General features: G+C 53.4%; 12 protein-coding genes and 3 pseudogenes. 9 read left to right on the top strand and 6 right to left on the bottom strand.

Annotated elements, in window-relative coordinates; genetic code table 11:
- The first annotated feature begins 122 nt into the window (after nt 1-122).
- Together DO97_RS21085 and DO97_RS27690 are read left to right on the top strand one after the other, a co-directional pair.
- Nucleotides 123-1,847 (top strand): serine/threonine-protein kinase, encoded by a 1,725-nt coding sequence (locus DO97_RS21085; protein WP_052128683.1) that lies wholly within the window; start codon nt 123-125, stop codon nt 1,845-1,847.
- Between the two features lie 4 nt (nt 1,848-1,851).
- On the top strand, nt 1,852-2,034 hold the full coding sequence (locus DO97_RS27690; protein WP_476703522.1) for a DUF8082 domain-containing protein: 183 nt from the start codon (nt 1,852-1,854) through the stop codon (nt 2,032-2,034).
- Between the two features lie 23 nt (nt 2,035-2,057).
- Here DO97_RS27690 and DO97_RS12180 read toward each other — a convergent pair whose 3' ends face one another.
- Nucleotides 2,058-2,963 (bottom strand): c-type heme family protein, encoded by a 906-nt coding sequence (locus DO97_RS12180; protein WP_338038633.1) that lies wholly within the window; start codon nt 2,961-2,963, stop codon nt 2,058-2,060.
- Between the two features lie 104 nt (nt 2,964-3,067).
- Here DO97_RS12180 and DO97_RS12175 point away from each other — a divergent pair, with 104 nt between their 5' ends.
- Together DO97_RS12175 and DO97_RS12170 are read left to right on the top strand one after the other, a co-directional pair.
- Nucleotides 3,068-3,925 carry a phosphate/phosphite/phosphonate ABC transporter substrate-binding protein gene (locus DO97_RS12175; RefSeq protein WP_036533722.1) on the top strand — a complete coding sequence of 286 codons (858 nt, stop codon included), beginning with the start codon at nt 3,068-3,070 and terminating at the stop codon, nt 3,923-3,925.
- A gap of 218 nt (nt 3,926-4,143) precedes the next feature.
- The gene (locus tag DO97_RS12170; protein ID WP_036533719.1) at nt 4,144-4,650 is read left to right on the top strand and encodes a DUF8082 domain-containing protein; all 507 of its coding nucleotides are present in this window, start codon (nt 4,144-4,146) and stop codon (nt 4,648-4,650) included.
- A gap of 19 nt (nt 4,651-4,669) precedes the next feature.
- Here the strand turns inward: DO97_RS12170 and pdhA are convergent, their stop codons facing one another.
- Entirely contained in the window at nt 4,670-5,704 is a 1,035-nt protein-coding gene (gene pdhA, locus DO97_RS12165; protein ID WP_036533717.1) for a pyruvate dehydrogenase (acetyl-transferring) E1 component subunit alpha, read from the bottom strand.
- Nucleotides 5,705-5,951: 247 nt separating this feature from the next.
- On the opposite strand from pdhA, the pseudogene DO97_RS25150 reads away from it, so the two are divergent.
- The 3 genes and pseudogenes from DO97_RS25150 to DO97_RS12150 all read left to right on the top strand — a co-directional run.
- Nucleotides 5,952-7,212: pseudogene (locus DO97_RS25150) on the top strand (J domain-containing protein); the annotation flags it as partial.
- A gap of 188 nt (nt 7,213-7,400) precedes the next feature.
- A complete protein-coding gene (locus DO97_RS25145; RefSeq protein ID WP_204368609.1) occupies nt 7,401-8,249 on the top strand; it encodes an ARC6/PARC6 family protein in 849 nt (282 codons plus the stop codon).
- Nucleotides 8,246-9,208 carry an AEC family transporter gene (locus tag DO97_RS12150; protein WP_036533704.1) on the top strand — a complete coding sequence of 321 codons (963 nt, stop codon included), beginning with the start codon at nt 8,246-8,248 and terminating at the stop codon, nt 9,206-9,208. The genes DO97_RS25145 and DO97_RS12150 overlap by 4 nt, the downstream gene beginning before the upstream one ends.
- A gap of 21 nt (nt 9,209-9,229) precedes the next feature.
- On the opposite strand, the gene malQ is transcribed toward DO97_RS12150, so the two are convergent.
- The 3 genes and pseudogenes from malQ to DO97_RS31195 form a co-directional block, all read right to left on the bottom strand.
- Nucleotides 9,230-10,747, bottom strand: a complete 1,518-nt coding sequence (malQ, locus tag DO97_RS12145) for a 4-alpha-glucanotransferase (RefSeq protein ID WP_036533697.1) — start codon at nt 10,745-10,747, stop codon at nt 9,230-9,232.
- A gap of 62 nt (nt 10,748-10,809) precedes the next feature.
- Nucleotides 10,810-11,836, bottom strand: a pseudogene (locus DO97_RS12140) (ABC transporter permease).
- 125 nt (nt 11,837-11,961) lie between these two features.
- Nucleotides 11,962-13,320: pseudogene (locus DO97_RS31195) on the bottom strand (UDP-N-acetylmuramoyl-tripeptide--D-alanyl-D-alanine ligase).
- Between the two features lie 311 nt (nt 13,321-13,631).
- On the opposite strand from DO97_RS31195, the gene DO97_RS12130 reads away from it, so the two are divergent.
- Together DO97_RS12130 and DO97_RS12125 are read left to right on the top strand one after the other, a co-directional pair.
- On the top strand, nt 13,632-14,924 hold the full coding sequence (locus DO97_RS12130; RefSeq protein ID WP_204368608.1) for a hypothetical protein: 1,293 nt from the start codon (nt 13,632-13,634) through the stop codon (nt 14,922-14,924).
- An 81-nt stretch (nt 14,925-15,005) separates the two neighbouring features.
- Entirely contained in the window at nt 15,006-15,833 is an 828-nt protein-coding gene (locus DO97_RS12125; protein WP_052128682.1) for a transporter substrate-binding domain-containing protein, read from the top strand.
- A 120-nt stretch (nt 15,834-15,953) separates the two neighbouring features.
- Here the strand turns inward: DO97_RS12125 and DO97_RS12120 are convergent, their stop codons facing one another.
- Nucleotides 15,954-17,396, bottom strand: a complete 1,443-nt coding sequence (locus DO97_RS12120) for a dolichyl-phosphate-mannose--protein mannosyltransferase (RefSeq protein WP_052128681.1) — start codon at nt 17,394-17,396, stop codon at nt 15,954-15,956.
- Nucleotides 17,397-17,437: the final 41 nt, after the last annotated feature.

The following is a 17,437-nucleotide window of genomic DNA, read 5'->3' as shown; positions in this document are numbered from 1 at the left end:
CAGATCCTAGACCAGCAGGCAATCTGCAACCAGATCAGCAAATTAATGTAGGGTTCCAGGGTATCTGTTGGGTATGCTGTGAATCAAGTTTTCAGTTCACTCACACAACGGGAAGTTGCTACATGAGTTCCCTGCCCCAGCCTGATTCTCAACATCAGCGCTTGATTGGTGAAAAAAACCGCTATCGTCTGGAACGGCGTTTGGGCCAGGGCGGGATGGGTGAGGTGTATCTAGCCATCGATATGTTGCTGGGAAAGCAAGTTGCACTCAAACTTTTGAAAGCTGCCTTGGTGGAGACGGAAGAGGTACGGAAGCGGTTTGCCCGCGAGGTGAGTCTGTGTGCAGCCCTCAGTAGCGAAAATATTGTTCAAGTCAGCGACTACGGCATCACCCCAGAAGGTCATCCATTTTTTGTGATGGAGTATTTGAGTGGACAGACCTTAGGACAGTTACTCCGGCGGGAAAAACGACTGGCAGTTGAACATACGGTCGCCATTATCAGCCAGGTGTGTACTGGGTTACAACTCGCCCATCAGGGGGTGGTACTGCAACGTCAGGGTAGCCAGACAGTTGAGCGAGTCAAGATTGTTCACCGTGATTTGAAACCGGACAATATTTTTCTGGTGCCGACGGGCTTGGGTGAATTGGTGAAAATTCTTGACTTTGGCATTGCCAAAATTCTAGATGGAGAAGCAGAACTGACGAATCTGCAAACGGATATGTTCATTGGCACCTTCCACTATGCGTCCCCAGAGCAACTAGAGGTAGCAATGGATCTGGATGGTCGGGCTGATATCTACAGTCTCGGGATGATGCTCTATGAGATGCTCAGCGGTACCGACCCCTTTGGTTTGATGGGCAAAACCGGGGGATCAACGGCAAGCTCTTGGATTCGAGCCCACACCAGCCTGCCCCCCAAGCCCCTGCGATCGCAACCGGGGTGTGAGACCTTGCCCTCCGCTTTAGAAGCCGTGGTGATGCAGTGCCTCCAAAAGCAGCCCAGCCAGCGATGTTCAACGGTAGAGATTTTACAGCGGTCTCTGCGAGCGGCGATCTCCCCTCCCCTGATCTCTCCGACCCGTCCTTTGGTTGCTGGCAATTTTGATACGACCGTTGGTGCAGATGCTGCGGCTCCTGCCAGTAATCCACCTGCTGCCCTCCCAGTTCCAGAGGGCACGAATCCACCAGCGACAACCCTGCCCCCTCCAGAGAAGAACCCTGGGGAGTTCCCCTCTACGGCCATGGAGCAGAAAATTTCCACCCAGTTATCCGATCTAACGCAGAATTCCCAACGGGAATTGGCCACTTTACTGACCCAAGTCATTGGTCCCATCGCGCCCCTGTTGTTAAACCAAGCTTTAGTCGAAGGACTCACCTGTGACCAGTTGTTGGAACGCTTATTAAATCAAATCCCAGCGCTATCACGTCCCCAGGTGCAGGCACAAATTCAATCGCTGTTTAACCCCGCATCCTTAGAAGTTGCAAAACCAGCTGCGAATCCGACCCAACTTGCCCCTGTCGCCACGGAAGTCCAATCTTCTCTTCCGAGTCGTTTGAACTTACCGCCCCCCCTAGCTCACAAACTAGAAGCCCTCCTGACCCAGGCGATTGGCCCCCTGGCTCCCTTGCTGCTGCAACAATCCCTGAAACAGGCGGCAACCTGGCAGAGCTTTATCCAAGGATTGCTGATGCAAGTCCCGGAAGCAGCTCGGCGATCGCTGCAAGCCCAAGTGTATGAACTCCTGCAAACCCAGTCCCTCGAAGACTTTGATCCCCGTTCTCCCACCCAATTGACAGGGGCGATCGCCCCAGAAACCAGCCCAGCCAGTCCCCCCCGTCGATCGTGACTTTATCCAACGATGTGAGATTGAACTGGCAAAGTCGATTGGCCCCATTGCCCCCTTAGTGGTAAAAGAGGCACTGGCTGAAATCCCCCATGCCTCTCGCAGTCAGTTGGTGGCAGCCCTTGTCCAACGCATTGCCAACCCTCAGCAAGCTCAAGCGTTTCAGGCGGTCTTGCTACCCTCCAGCTGAGCCATCGGAATCGTTGCCCTGTCTTAATTTCGGCGTTGACTCAGCATCTCCATAGCCATTACCAGACTGGTTTTCATCCGGGTAAAAGCCGTGGCCAGGGTTCCCATTTCATCACGGGACTGGACATCAAACTCCGCCGCCATGTTGCCAGTACTGACTTCATTGGCAGCTTTGGCAATCCGATTCAGGGGCCGAATCACCGCCCGTCTGAGAAATAGATTCATCACCAGTAGGGCAATGGCAAACGCTGCAATCACAATTCCCATAATGGTGACAAAGGATCGTTGGGCACTGGTGATAATCTCCCGAGCAGGAACAGAAATTATTTGTGCCCCCACAATGTCGTTCAATTTCCACCCGAAGCCATTTTCACTGCCGTAGGTGGCGATTAAACTTTTGGGAGCAGCCTCTGCGGTACTATGACAGCGAAGACAGCTTTCTTTCTTAATAATCATCGGGCGAGCAATGTAGTACAATTCACCCCCCGGTGTCGAGCGATACCCACTGAGTTCCTTAAGGCTGGAGTTATTACGGAAGCTTTCAACTATCTCTGACTCAAAACCATCTGCTTTGTCCCGTAAGTTTGTGGGATTAAGGGTAGCCTCTTTGTAGAAGAAATCATTGTACTCAGGGTTTTTGCGAAAGTCTTCAAAGGTCTCCCGAGCCGCATAGCCCGGTACTGTTTGGGGCAAAAATGCTGATTCCGTCTCCAGCCGAGGTGCCAATTCTGGATTCACTTGGGTGGAGGTATAAGTCCGCACCGAGAGCATGGTTTGTAATAACAGATTGGCTTTAGCCTGAACGACGCTCTCAGCCACTTGATTCAATGTTCTTGACAAGGCTACGCCACTAATTAAGACCGCTCCAATGAAAATTAATAGCAATAGCAAACTAAATTTGTTACTAAGAGACCAATGCTTGATCATCATAAGTCTGTAGAAAATTAAAAGAAAATCACGTTACAGCCTAGCACTAGGATATCAATCAGTACAGTCAGAGCCTCACAGTTCCCATTGAGTTAGTTGCTTCAACCATGATTCCACGTCGACTCCTCTTGTATCAGATCCTCGCCTTACTATCGGGTTGTGCAGCTTTGCAGACGGCTTCTCAAAATGGTTCTGGAAAGTTAACAATTGGAATTGTCACCTATGGTGAAGGCAATCGATCCCTGGATCAGTACCAGCAGTTTCTTACCTATTTATCCGGACAGTTAAGGACGCAGATTGAACTGGAACCGGCCTATAACGAGGTCAAGGCTTTGGAGCAAATTCAGCGCCAAGCTTGGTCTTTAGTATTTGCTCCTCCAGGATTAACCGCGATCGCCATTGCCAAAGCTCAATATCACCCTCTGTTCCCCCTGCAAGGGGTGAATAATCTCCATTCGGTGCTGGTGGTGCTACAAGATAGCCCGATGAAGCAAATTTCTGATCTGGCCAATCATCGAGTGGCGCTGACCCAGCCTGGTTCTGCTACGGGGTATTACCTGCCTCTCTACGATTTGTATGGCCTGACCTTAGCAGCTGTCCAGATCGCCCCTACCCCCCAGAAAGTTCTGGAGTGGGTGGATCAGGGGGCAGTGACTGCGGGGGCGATGGCCCAAGATGAATTCGCTCGCCTGCGCCCTCAATTCCCAGTCGGCACCTTTCGGGTGCTGCACACCAGCCGCAAAATTCCCCCTGGTGCGGTCTTAATCAGTCCCAGTGTGGAGCGTAACCAGCAGCAGTTGATTCAGCAGGCGATGAACGCGGCCAGCCCGGCGATCGCCACGGAAGCTGGGTATGTTCCCAATGCGCCGCCCCCTGACTATGGGTTTCTCATCCGCTTTATTGAGAAGGTGAAGCCGATTGAAACGCACATCCATGAGCAACCAGCCCCGCTATTCCAGCACTGATCACTTCCCCCAGGCTTCAGACCCTACTTTAAGTAAGTTTACGCATGTATTTTGGATTGTCCTGATACAATGTCGAAACTAAATCAGCGGTGTGATGCCGTCTCATCGGCAAATTCCATCACCACAGGATTTAAGCACCAGCCAGCTAGGTAACCAGCTGCCATGCAACAAGGTTTAAGGCTTGAGAGGATTGTCAGCGTTACTATCGTGAGTTTCTAATGTTGCTACTACACGATCAAGATTTAGAACTATTGGGTTCTTCCCAGTCAACCTCAGCAGAAGCCAGGTTTCTGGGTCGGGTCTTTGTCAAAAAACAGTCCTTTCCCAAGATCAGTCGTCAAGAAGCACTCAAGTGTTGTCGGGGCTATCTTGATACGGGAGACTTTTGTGTCCTAGTCGAAAGTTCAGCGGAACTCACCCTCTGGTTTCAGAAGCCAGCTGCATCGCCATCCCAGACAACGACCACTCCAGAAACAACTCCCGCTGGCACCACCAGTCCGCCTAAGTTGAAGTTCAGCAATGCCCTATCCGCCGCTCAGCAGAAACAACTCGAACAACTGCTGGCTGAGGCGATCGGCCCCATCGCCTCTTTATTGATCCAACAGCTGGTGCCAGAGGCAAGATCCACAGCCGACCTATTGAATCACCTCGCGGCTCGGGTGCCCGAGCCTTCTCGGCAGCAGTTCCTGAAGCGAGCCCAGTCGCTACTCCAGTCATTGCTATAGGGCTGCACAGGGAGATCACTTAGGCATCATCTTCCACAAAGATATAACGATAAAGCTCACTGGGGTCGGGTTCTGGGCTCTCCTCGGCGAATTTCACTCCTTCTTCGATCACCGCTTGGATTTTGCGATCAATGGCCTTGAGCTCTTCCGCCGTTGCCAACTGCTGCTCCGTGAGGTAAGTCGCCAGTCGTTTAATAGGATCGCGCACCAACCAGAAATCTTTTTCATCCTTCGAACGTAATTCATCCGGATCGGCCAGGGAATGGCCTCGGAAACGATAGGTAAGGGCTTCAATCAGGGTGGGGCCTTCCCCGGCTCGGGCTCGGGCGATCGCAGCTTCGGCAACAGTATGCACAGCAAGCACATCCATGCCATCGACTTCGATCCCAGGCATTCCAAAGGCGGCGGCTTTTTTATAGATTTCGGGTACAGAGGTTGCTCGCTCATGAGACATCCCAATGGCCCACTTATTGTTTTCCACCACAAAGAGAATCGGCAACTTCCACAACACGGCCATATTCAGACACTCAAAGAACTGACCATTATTGCAAGCGCCATCGCCAAAGAAGCAGGCCGTTACCTGGTCAGCACTGGCATCTCCCATGACTTCACGCCGATAGCGGGATTGAAAGGCAGCTCCCGTCGCCACCGGAATCCCTTCCGCCACAAAGGCAAACCCACCCAGCAACCGATGCTCAGCAGAGAACAGGTGCATCGATCCACCCCGGCCTTTGCTGCAACCCGTTGCCTTCCCAAACAACTCCGCCATTACTTCCCGGGCGGGGACACCTGCACTCAGGGCATGGACATGATCGCGGTAGGTACTACAAACATAGTCGTCAGAACGCATCGACTTGATCACACCGGAGGCAACCGCTTCCTGGCCGTTGTACAGATGGACAAAGCCGAACATTTTACCCCGGTAATACATCTCAGCACACTTATCTTCAAATAGCCGCCCTAACACCATGTCTTCATAGAGCAGCAGACCGGTTTCTCGGGAGAGGGTTGCTGGGGCGGGGGCAAACGTCGGCACAATACGTTCCTGAATCATGAACGGCAATCAGCTCCTCGTGAAGATTCTGAATCTTGGCAAGCAAAAAACAATAAGACTACTTATCTTATCCCAGATAGTTTTGATTGATAGTGCTATACTTCCGATTTAATCAAGACCAGTTTATGATGGGGGCACTCCCTGTGTCACTCCCGGTAACTGGTGCCCCACGGGTCTCGCTAGTACCTGTCGGGTTCACTGAAGTTTGAAGTTGTTTGAAAGTCGTTCACTGCTGGGGAAGTGGACTGTGCAAATTCCACTGGACTACTACCGGATTCTTGGCTTGCCTGTCCAGGCAACGGTCGAACAATTGCAGCAGGCCCACCATGACCGGAGGCTGCAGCTTCCGAGACGTGAGTACTCGGAACGGGCGATCTTGGCTCGCAGACAACTACTGGATGAAGCCCATGCCGTATTGTCTGACCTCGGGCAGCGCCAGTCCTATGATGCCGGGTTTCTCCTCCGCACCTATGAGCTAGCCACTGAGACCCCCGACGCTGATCAGATTACTCAAGCGGATACCGAACCCGATCCGCAAATTCCTCGAATCGAAATCCATGATGAACAATTGGTCGGGGCGCTGCTGATTCTGCTGGAGTTGGGTGAGTACGAACTGGTGCTCGACCTAGGTCGTCCCTACTTAGAAAAACCCCATCCTCAACCGTTACAGGTCAACAAACCTCAGGTGGTGATCACCGATATCCTGTTGACGGTGGCTCTAGCCTGCCTAGAGCTGGGACGGGAGCAGTGGCAGCAGCGCCAATATGAAGCGGCAGCTGGTTCCCTGGAAGTTGGTCAGGAATTCCTGCTCCGAGAGGATTTGTTTCCAGCGGTGCGAGACGAGATTCAAGCGGATTTGTATAAGCTGCGACCCTATCGAATCTTAGAACTCTTGGCCTTGCCGACCCACCATACCGCCGAGCGCCGCAAAGGGCTGCAACTATTGCGGCTGATGCTGAATGAACGTCAGGGCATTGATGGCATCGGGCATGATTACTCTGGACTCAGCATTGATGACTTTTTGCGATTTATTCAGCAATTGCGGGACTATCTCACGGTAAGTGAGCAACTGGCCTTATTTGAAGAGGAAGCCCAGCGTCCCTCTGCGGTGGCTACTTATCTAGCCATCTATGCCCTCTTAGCCCAGGGATTTGCCCAGAAGCAGCCGTTGCTGATCCGACGAGCCAAATTATTGCTGGGGCGGCTACAGGGTCGCCAGGATGTCTATTTGGAACAGGGAGTTTGTGCCCTGCTCTTAGGGCAGACCGAAGAGGCAAGTTATCTGTTGGAGCACAGTCAGGAAGAGGAAACCCTGAATTTTATCCGCATGAGTTCCCAGGGGGCACCGGATCTGCTGCCGGGTTTGTGTCTGTATAGTGAGCAGTGGCTCCAGCGGGAGGTGTTTCCCCATTTTCGAGATTTGGCGGAGCAAGGGGTTTTCGCTGAAGACCTACTTTGCCGATCCCCAGGTACAGATCTACCTGGAAGAACTGCCCAACACCGTCGAGGGACACCCCCCCCGTAGCTACCGTTCACGCCCCGCGCCCCGGATCGGGGCTGGCTACTGCGACCCTGAAATCATCGACTTCTCAGCCTCGGCAGCCGACCCCCCCTCACCCATGGGCAGGGAGTCTCTGCGACCTCAACTGCGACGGCTCGCGCTGTGGATGCTACGATGGCACCAACCGTCATCCCCATGTCTGAGTTGTCAGCGGGAGGAGTAGACTGGGAGAGGCAGACTGCGGTTTCGTCGTTGGTCTATCCAGGTACAGCCTCACCAGAAACCTATGGTGGTGAATGGTTGCAGGATGCATACACAAATGGCTCCAACGGTGGGGGAGAAAGTATGGCAACGCCGACAGTGCTGCCTCGGCAGAAAATGGGTACAACAACGATGGGGCGATCTCTGGGACGGACAACCCATCCCCGATCGTTGCGGAAGAAACGGCGGCTGCGAGCTGTGTTGGTGATTGCCTTAGGAACCGGGGCGATCGCCCTGCTGACGGTGCAGACCTATCGGTGGTTGACTGGGCTATTCTGGAGCACCCCATCCCTAGAGCTGGTCGGTGAACAACTGAGTATCACCCTCGATCAACCGCCAATCCCAATTCCAGAACCCAAAGCAGCTTTGCTGCCCCTACCTCCGACCCATGCAGAGGCGACCCTGACCCAGACTGTGGCTGAAAAAACCATCCAAACCTGGTTGGCCACCAAGGCGATCGCCCTCGGCCCCGATCACAAGATTGATCAACTACCGCAGATCTTGGCGGAACCAGCTCTCTCTGCTTGGCAGCAACGGGCAACGGAAGCCCAGCAACAGGGCTGGTACTGGAAATATCAACATAAATTAGAGCCAACTTCCCTGAAGTTACTGGAGGTCAGCCCCAATCAGGCTCAAGTGCAAGTACAAGTGGGGGAAGCAGCTGAACTTTACGAAGGGGGACAGTTAAACTCCAATGCTTCCTATGATGCCCAGCTCTTGGTGCGCTATCAACTGGTTCGTAACGGCACTCAGTGGCGGATTCAAGATATGGCAGTGCAATGACCGATGCCCTTTTGCATGCCTATACGCCACTGATCCTGTGGATGGGACTTGGTTTAATACTCTTTCGATTTATCCCCCAGGATTTCCCCAGATTCCTCGGACGGGGTCTTTACTGGGTCGGTGGCCCGTTGCAAATTTTGGCCTTAGCTCGGCGTACTGACTTTGCCCAGGGGGTGGGAATGGCTCCCCTGGTGACCTTTGCAGCCTTGGGAATTGGCTTAGGGCTGGCAGCTTTGTGTTTGTTCGGTTTCCAGCAACTAGCTCACTATCCTGCCCATCCCCTCGCATCACGGTTTGCTTGGCTAGGGGAGCGATCTGCCCAGGGCAGTTTTCTATTAGCTGCAACCCTGGGCAATACTGGCTACGTAGGATTGGGACTTTCTCCTGCCTTAATTGGCACTCACCATTTAGGATGGTCCGTTTCCTACAGCATTACCCATAGCTTAGTTGGGGGATATGGCATTGGAGTCATGCTAGCCAGCCGCTTTAGTCGCCCCGAACAGGATAATCACTGGTGGTTACAATTGCGGGATGTCCTTTTGGCGCCATCTCTCTGGGCCTTTGGCTGCGGCATCTTCACCCGCACATGGGAACTCCCAACCCTGATTGATTCCGGACTCCAACTCTCCCTGTGGCTGATCATTCCCAGTGCCTTCTTGTTAATTGGGATGCGTCTCAGCCAACTCCGAGGTTGGAGCAGCTTTCAACCTGCTCTTTTACCTGCCACGGTTAGAGTCTTGATTGTGCCGATCCTGATTGGTTTGGGCACCACTGGCGTGGGTCTTTCCGGCGATCCCCGGTTGGCCGTGGTGCTGATGGCAGGGATGCCAACGGCCTTTGTTGGCTTAGTTCTGGCTGAAGAATATAACCTGGATCGGCAACTGGTGGCTGGGAGTATTGCCCTGACAACCATGGCACTCTTGGGCACCATTCCAATTTGGTTACTGCTGTTTCACTAGCTCTGGCCCCCCGAGGTTCGCTTACTCGGATTGTGAATTAGGCTGCGGGGCACGGCCAAAGCGTTCTGTTAGATCTTGGAGTTGCTCCCTTAAAGCCTGGGTTAAAGCATCCGGTTGATAGCGCCAACCCCAATTGCCCTCAGCTTTGCCGGGGAAATTCATCCGGGCTTCTGTTCCCAGTCCTAATAGATCTTGGAGTGGGATAATCGCCTGATTGGCGATGGAACTCAAGGCTAACCGAATTAAATCCCACTGCACACCATCGGAACTGATTGATCCCAAATAACGCTGGAGGGAAGTTTGTTCATAGGGAGAGAGTTGGGAAAACCAGCCAACGGTCGTGTCATTGTCGTGAGTTCCGGTATAGACAACACAGTTACGCTGGTAATTAAAGGGCAGATAGGGATTCCCAGGCCCAGAACCAAAGGCAAACTGCAAAATTTTCATCCCTGGAAACTCAAAGCGATCGCGGAGAGCCTCGACTTCAGGGGTAATGATCCCCAGATCCTCCGCTAAAATGGGCAGCGTCCCTAACTCCTGCTTGAGTACCTCGAATAATTCCGTGCCGGGAGCCTCCACCCACTCTCCCTGGATTGCGGTCTCTTCTCCCTGGGGGATCGCCCAAAATGCTTCAAACCCTCGGAAGTGATCTATACGAATGATATCCACGTATTCAAGCATGCTACGGAAGCGCTGAATCCACCACTGAAAGTGAGATTGTTGCAGGTATTCCCAGTTATAGACCGGATTCCCCCAGAGCTGCCCGGTGTCACTGAAATAGTCCGGTGGCACCCCGGCCATCCAGGCAGGTTCCCCCTGCTCATCCAAGCAGAAGTTTTGAGGGTGAGCCCAGACATCCGCGCTGTCGTGGGCGACGTAAATGGGAATGTCCCCAATAATTTGAATCCCCTGTTGATTGGCGTAGGCTTTCAACGCGGACCATTGGCGAAAGAACTCAAATTGCAGATATTGGTGCAGGAAAATTTCTGGCCCTAACTGCCGCCGCCACTGTTCCAGGGCAGTGGGTTGTCGCTGGACAATTTCCAGTTCCCAAGTCTGCCAACTGGCACCATTGTGGGCTGTTTTCAGAGCCATAAACAGGGCATAGTCCTCCAGCCAATCCCGCTTGGTCTGGCAGAACTGCCGAAATGCATGCTGGTCATCAATGGATGCCTGATGTCTAAAGGCATCGCAGGCTTTGCGGAGGAGGGCAAATTTGCTGGGGCCAACGCTGGCGAAATCAACACTTGTCGAGGAAAAGCTGGGCAGATCTTGCCAGTCGGCTGCAGTCAGTAAACCGGAGGCGGCCAGTAGTTCTGGGCTAATTAAGAGGGGGTTCCCAGCCATAGCGGAGTAGCACATGTAGGGAGAGTTGCCATACCCAGTGGGGCCGAGGGGTAAAACCTGCCAGAGTTGCTGTTGACTCTGATGTAAAAAGTCAATAAAAGCATAGGCAGCGGCCCCTAAATCCCCAATTCCAAAGCGGCTGGGAAGAGAAGTAGGATGGAGCAACACACCGCTGGCTCTGGCAAATGGCATAGGGGATCGGAGGATAGGCAAACACCCCTATCATACGCCCTAAGCTTGGTGCCCTCTGCGTCTTAGTAACGAATCCGTGGGTCGATGTAGGCATTCACCAAATCGATCCCAATGCTAGCGATCGCCACGAGGGCGGCAAAGAAAACCACGATCCCCTGCACCGTCGGATAATCCCGCAGGGAAATGGCTTCATACAGTCGATTCGCCAGTCCCGGCCAGGAGAAGGTCACCTCCGTGAGAATGGCTCCCCCCAACAGAGCGGCAAAGGTCAACCCCAACACGGTAATCACTGGGATCAAGGCATTTTTAAGGGCATGGGCTAACAAAATTCGGGATTCTGGAATTCCTCTGGCTCTTGCGGACTCCACATAGTCGGCCTGCAAGGTTTCCCGGAGATTCACCCGGACAATGCGTTCAAAAATGCCACTAATGAGAATTCCCAGGGTGAGGCTGGGGAGAGCCAGATAGTGCAGGGTGGCCAGCAACTGATCTAGATGGCCATGAAACAGGCTATCCAGGAGGTAGAGTCCACTGGGCCCCTCAGGAGGTGTCAAGTTGAGGGGAAAGCGAGTCCCCAGAGGAAACCAGCCCAATTGCACCGCGAAGACGAGTTGCATCAACATTCCCAGCCAGAACAGTGGAACGGCATAGGTAACAATCCCAAAGAGCCGCCCCCCCACATCCAGATAAGTATTGGGCCGAGACGCTGAGAGAATCCCAATGCCAATGCCCACCACCAGGGCAATGACCATGCTACAGACCGCCAGTTCTAGGGTTGCGGGGAAAAACTGCTGAATAATGACCCAGACTGATTGCCCCCGACTGGTTAGGGAGGTGCCCAGATCCAAGTGCAACAAATCCCCAAAATACTTGCAGTACTGCTGCCACAGGGGGGCACCCAACCCCAATTGTTCTCGCCAGGGCTGCCTTGGCGGCGGCGGGAGCCCGGGGGCCTAGAATCGCATCCACCGGATCGCCCGGCGTCGCCCGCAGGAGTAAAAACACCACCGTGGTAATCGTCCACAGCATTAGGGGAGCCAACAGCAGACGTAGCAGAATATAGGCTTGCAGAGCACGGGAGCGAGACATGGCAGCAACGAGGAGGCAGTTTAAACAGGATTGCAACCGAGTGTACCCCTGACGCTGCCCCTTCAACATTTTCTCCGTTGGCAGGGATCAGGGATCAGTTGGCATTGATCGGCGATCGCCCAGCGTTAATCGGGGGTGGCAAAATCAACCCGCAGGGCTGCTACGACCTGATCCAGCCCCACCGCCCGCGAAGCTTTGAACAAAACGCGATCGCCCGGTGCTAAAAAGATTCGCAGATGGGCAACCAGATTGGTGTGGCTGTCATAGCGCTCGCAGGGGACAGCACCTGCTCCAGTAGCTAGGGCACTGGCCTCTGGCTCTGCGGCCAGAATGCACAGGTGATCTAACTGGAGTTGTTGAACCATCGCTCCCACTTGCTGATGGAATTCCGCCGAGCGGTCTCCCAACTCTTTCATGGTGCCCAGAACCGCAATCCGCCGCTGACCTGGGGTGGCTGCCAAGAATTGTAGGGCGGCAATCATTGACTCCAGCCCCGCATTGTAGGTCTCATCCAGAAGCACCATATCCTGGGGCAGATGATACTGTCGGGCGCGTCCCCCCGGTAGGGTCACGGTCAATCCCTGGGCCAAGGGTTCCCAACTCACCCCCCAGCACCTGAGCGACGGCCAAGGCTGCCAGGTAGTTCAGGGCATTGTGTTGACCAGGAAGGGGCAAGGGCAATTGCATCCCGCCAACGGAAAGGGTTTGAGCATCCTGTAGCGTGCCCTGAATGGTTCCCCCCGTCAAACCGTAGGTAATGGTTTTCCCCGACCAGACCTGGGCAGCGGTCTCCAGGAGCAGGGGATTGTCCTGATTGAGGATGGCAATGCCCGAGGGTGGCATAGTGGTGAGAAGTTCACACTTGGCCTGGGCGATCGCCTGCTCAGAACCGAGTCGGCCAATATGGGCTGTCCCCACATTGGTAATCACCGCGATATCGGGGCGGGCGATCTGGGTAAGCAGGGCAATCTCTCCGGCGGCCCGCATTCCCATTTCCACCACGGCATACTGATGAGCCGGTGTCAGTTCCAGGAGGGTTTTAGGAACGCCAATTTCATTGTTGTAGTTGGCCTGACTTTTATGCACCAACCCCATGGTTGAGAGCACAGCAGCGATCAGCTCCTTGGTGGTGGTTTTCCCCACAGACCCTGTAACAGCAATCAGCGGCTGGGAAAACTGGTCGCGCCACCAGCGGGCGATCGCCTGATAGGCTGCCAGGGTATCGGGCACCTGAAACAGCGGTAGCTGGGGATGGGTAAACCCCACCTCCACCACCGCCGCGATCGCCCCCCGGCTGGATTGCCGTCTCGATGAAGCAATGGCCGTCAAACTGTTACCCCCCGCAGGGCTACAAACAGATCCCCTGGCTGGAGGGTACGGGTATCCGTCGTGATCCCCTGAATCCCAGTGGTCGGGTCAACGGGAAGGTGGGGACTGACAGCGAGGATTTGTGCCAGTTGAGAGAGGAGCAGAGAACGAAACATCGCCACGAGACTGAAGAAGGTTTCCCAAAAACACAACAGAAATTTCTACCTGTGAGGCGGATCACAGTGTTCCGCAGGATCGCCAGATAGGATTGTGAAGGTTCCGTAAAGGGTGATTGAAGTTCTAGTCAAGAATGGGTACTGGGTGGATACACATTTGAGGTTTAAATTGTAACCTGATTAGAAGTATGAACCCTGAGAAATGCGGACGAATCTGGTAATAAAACGATACAAATTGCAGACTAGTTCCTGGCTCGGTCAGTGATCCCAAGATTTCATTACTGTTCATCTGGGTAGGAGCCTCAACCGCCGTGACGACTCAATTGAATCGTTACCAACGCCAAAGTAGCAATGAAGAGCAGCAACTCTACGACCACTTCTTAAGTTTGGTTCAGGTTGAGGGGCCTGAGCAGCTATTACAGCGTTTTCGGGTGCTCTTTGTTGAAGGGGTCGGCTATCCCGATGCTCAAATCTCTGTGGCACTAGATAAATTGACTGCGGCGAAAACCGCAGATCAGAACTTTGGCTATATCTTAAATCGCTGCTGCCACATTTTGATCAACCGCTGGCAAGCTCGCCTGGGGCCGAGTTCCCAAAAAGCCATTCCCGCGTTAATCGCCCTGTTTAAAAGTAAACCCTCGCGCCCCGTCACCGAGTATGCCCGTGCCCGAACCGTGCGACGGCTGCGAGATCTGGTACAACAGTTTACCGAGAGTGAGCAATATTTAACCTTGCATCGCTTGGCCCAAGTGACAGGGGAAGCCGATATCTCTCCCACTGATAATGGTGCCTTGGGCAACTATATTCGTCGCTATCCCTACCTCTATGAGCATTGTTTGCTCGGTGAAGGTAGTAGTGCCGAAAATCAGCAAATTGTCCGGCAATTGCAAACCCAAGCCCAAGCAAAATTTGAGCAGGATCTCTCCCAATTCCTCACCTGCCAAGTCCGGCACACCCAGATTGCCCGCTTGGGATCCCCCGCCACCGCCAACCGGATTATTCAGCCCGTTCCCAATCCCACGCTGCTCAGCGATCGCGAATTAGGGTTTGCCCTGAAGCACTTTGTCGGCAAAGTCGATGGGGCTAATACCTGTCGGGATCTAGCCCAACGGTTTCAGGTGCATGCGCACCAGGGAGGTTCCTATCGAGGGTTCAAAGATGATCTTTATCAATATATAACCGCAGGAGTCGATACGACCTATGGCAAGCGGCAATTCAATCAGCGGCTCTATAGCTTTCTTAAGGACAGTAACCCTCAATATGATGCTCACAAACTCAATGAGTTTTTAATGGTGAGAACCTGCACCAATCTGTTGAATTTTTTGGTGGTGGAAAGTCCCCAAAATCCCCATCACTTTGTTTTTGTTGACTTGATCAGCAATATCGGAGCCACCTTAACCACGGGTCTGCTGCTGCGGGTTGTCCTGCTCTGCCGCAAGGTCAAGCCTTACTTAGAAAAGCGCTTCGCCATCCTGTTTGGCCACTATGAGTCTTACACCAAGGTGGGAGTTCAATGGCTTGTGAAAGCCTTAGAGAACATGAACATTGCCCTAGCCACTAATTTTGGCAAGGCGGACTTTTCCTCTATTCACCAGATTATTTAATGGGGCATTGTCCCAAGACTCAATCTCCCTGATACAGTTTGAGAAATCAGTCGGTATGATTTCTCGGAGGAACCCCGCGGCATGATCCAGGTGCAATTACTGAAGTCCCCCCTCACCCAGGTATTTGCTCGAACCTTGACCACAACTTTGGTTACAACCCTGTCCTTGACCTTACTGGCGAGTCAGAGTCCTGCCCAATCAGTCGTTCCTGCTGCACCAACGACCCAGCCGACCCTAGTGATGGGGACGGAAACCGACTATATCCCCTTCGAGTATCGCGACCCAGAACTAGGGGCAAACGAAATTGTCGGGTTTGATATTGAGGTCGCCAAATATATTGCCCACAAGTTGGGATTTGACCTCCAGTTACAGGGGATGAAGTTTGAGGATCTAATCCCAGCACTGCGAGCCAGACATCTGGACTTTGCGATGTCAGCCATCACCCCCACCTCAGAGCGGCGGCAAGTCATTGACTTCTCAGAGATTTACTTTGAGTCAAGCAATACGATCGTAGCCCCCAAAGGTCATAACCTGAAGCGACTCTCGGATCTTCAAGGTAAAACCGTCGGGGTACTCAGTGGCACCATTCAGGAGCGGCAATTGTTACAACTTGCCCCGACCCTGCCGCGCTTAAAGATTCAGTCATTTAAGCGCACCACTGAGATTATTGATGCGGTGCGGGAGGGACAGGTGGATGCTGCCATCATTGAAGATACCGTGGTGCAAGCCTATCTGGAGAATAATCCCACCCTGGAATTTCAGGTGATTACTGAACAAGCTCCGACCGGTGTGGCGATCGCCTTTCCCAAAGGGTCGAAGTATGTGAAGGCGTTTAACCAAGTGCTGCGTGAGATGAAAGCCAATGGGGAACTACGCCGCCTCGTGCGCCAGTGGTTTGAAAATCAGTAGCCCCGCCAACTCCCTCCCATTTTTTTCATCGATCTTCCCCAGGTGGCAGTGTTCGGCGAAAGAGTAAAGTCCTTAAAACTTCGCCAGTTCATGTTGTGCCGAAGCCAGACTCTCAACGTACTAAATCCAAGAGGGAAACCACATCCGCAGGCGAAATTCGTCGGGAGACAGGGGTAACCCCAAGTAGATCGGCAACCAAAATCCAAAGGCTAACAGAATCACCCCCGCCACGCCCCAACTCAACCTCCGTAGCCATGGCTCAGGACTATCTAGCCACTGATCCACGAGGTTCGCGATCGCCAGGAAGCCAAACACAACGGCGAGTAAGTAGAGGTAAATAAAAGTACAACGACTCACCCCTGACCAAGGGAGAAAATTAGCGGCATAGTTGACAACTAAATAAAGGGTCACCCCTGGTTGGGAAGAGGCGGGGGGCAACACCCAACCCGATAACCCCAGCCCCCCTAATACTGCTTCGATGGCAATCATCAGCCCCATCAAAAGGGCGATCGCACTCAACCACCAGAGGAACGGGTTACCCATGGCCTGGACATCATAGACCACCTGTCCGGTTCCTGCGGGCAGGGGTGGATGGAGGGGTGGCAGCGGGTCGGTAAGGGCATGGGTGGTTTCATAGAAATAACTCATGGGCCGGATCATCCAGGGCCAGGTATACCAGGCAGAACAGTAGGGATGAATCGCAGGCCCATTCCCCATGTGGGCATGATAGTTAAAGATTTGTTGATGAACCGTCCAGAAGCTAACGCCATTGATCTGGAGATGGGGAATCCAGACCAGACCATAGACTGCGATTGGCAGTAGACCCAAATACAGCAACAGGGACTGTCCTGAAATTCGAGCGATTTGCCGAAGCGGCATCATCAGGTCTGGGGGTAGGGGCGATCGCCGTCGATGCAGCAGTCGGGCAATCCCCCAGATCAGATAAAGCCCCAACAACAGCCCCAAGCCATTCCACTTCACCGCAATGGCAGCCCCCAGAGAAAGACCAGCCAAACCCAGCCACAGCCATTGTCTCGACCGTCTCAGAGATCTTAGAAAAAACCAGTGCCCTAGGAGGCCAAACCCAACCAGGTAAATATTAATCAGCCCGTAGCGCGACTCAACCAATAGCAGCCCGTCAACGGCAGTAAATAACCCAGCCAGAAGGGCAAATCGCCGCCGTTGGCTTAGTTCATAGGCAATCCCAGCCACGATCAGGGGCAGAAAACTGCCAACGAGGGCATTGAGCCAGCGATAGCTCCAGGGAGGGCGCATACTCCCGGTGAGCCCATTCATCGCCGTTTCGGGAAAGAGATCAAGCCTCTCACTGAGCCACATACCCAAGGCAATCAGGTACTTCCCCAGAGGCGGGTGGGCATCAAAGAAGGGGGTATGGGTCAAATAATCATGGGCATACTTGGCGTAGTAGATCTCATCAAAGACAAGGGCATTAAACCGCTCCAGACCCCAGAAATGGAGGATCAGGGAGAACAAAAAAATTCCCACGATTCCCAGCCGAAACCAGGATAGGAACGGGGGTGAAGGCTGGGTAGAGGCAGTCATGGGGCAGATTGCCAAGATTCTGATCGGAGCACCATCGCTTC

Source organism: Neosynechococcus sphagnicola sy1 (genome assembly GCF_000775285.1).
Taxonomy (GTDB): domain Bacteria; phylum Cyanobacteriota; class Cyanobacteriia; order Neosynechococcales; family Neosynechococcaceae; genus Neosynechococcus; species Neosynechococcus sphagnicola.
This window is presented reverse-complemented; position numbering and strand designations above follow the sequence as displayed.

Bases quoted from the DNA above. Each gene is read 5' to 3' on its own strand.
- DO97_RS21085 (WP_052128683.1), top strand. From the start codon at position 123: ATGAGTTCCCTGCCCCAGCCTGATTCTCAACATCAGCGCTTGATTGGT.
- DO97_RS12180 (WP_338038633.1), bottom strand. From the start codon at position 2,963: ATGATGATCAAGCATTGGTCTCTTAGTAACAAATTTAGTTTGCTATTG.
- DO97_RS12175 (WP_036533722.1), top strand. From the start codon at position 3,068: ATGATTCCACGTCGACTCCTCTTGTATCAGATCCTCGCCTTACTATCG.
- DO97_RS12170 (WP_036533719.1), top strand. From the start codon at position 4,144: ATGTTGCTACTACACGATCAAGATTTAGAACTATTGGGTTCTTCCCAG.
- pdhA (WP_036533717.1), bottom strand. From the start codon at position 5,704: ATGATTCAGGAACGTATTGTGCCGACGTTTGCCCCCGCCCCAGCAACC.
- DO97_RS25145 (WP_204368609.1), top strand. From the start codon at position 7,401: ATGTCTGAGTTGTCAGCGGGAGGAGTAGACTGGGAGAGGCAGACTGCG.
- DO97_RS12150 (WP_036533704.1), top strand. From the start codon at position 8,246: ATGACCGATGCCCTTTTGCATGCCTATACGCCACTGATCCTGTGGATG.
- malQ (WP_036533697.1), bottom strand. From the start codon at position 10,747: ATGCCATTTGCCAGAGCCAGCGGTGTGTTGCTCCATCCTACTTCTCTT.
- DO97_RS12125 (WP_052128682.1), top strand. From the start codon at position 15,006: ATGATCCAGGTGCAATTACTGAAGTCCCCCCTCACCCAGGTATTTGCT.
- DO97_RS12120 (WP_052128681.1), bottom strand. From the start codon at position 17,396: ATGACTGCCTCTACCCAGCCTTCACCCCCGTTCCTATCCTGGTTTCGG.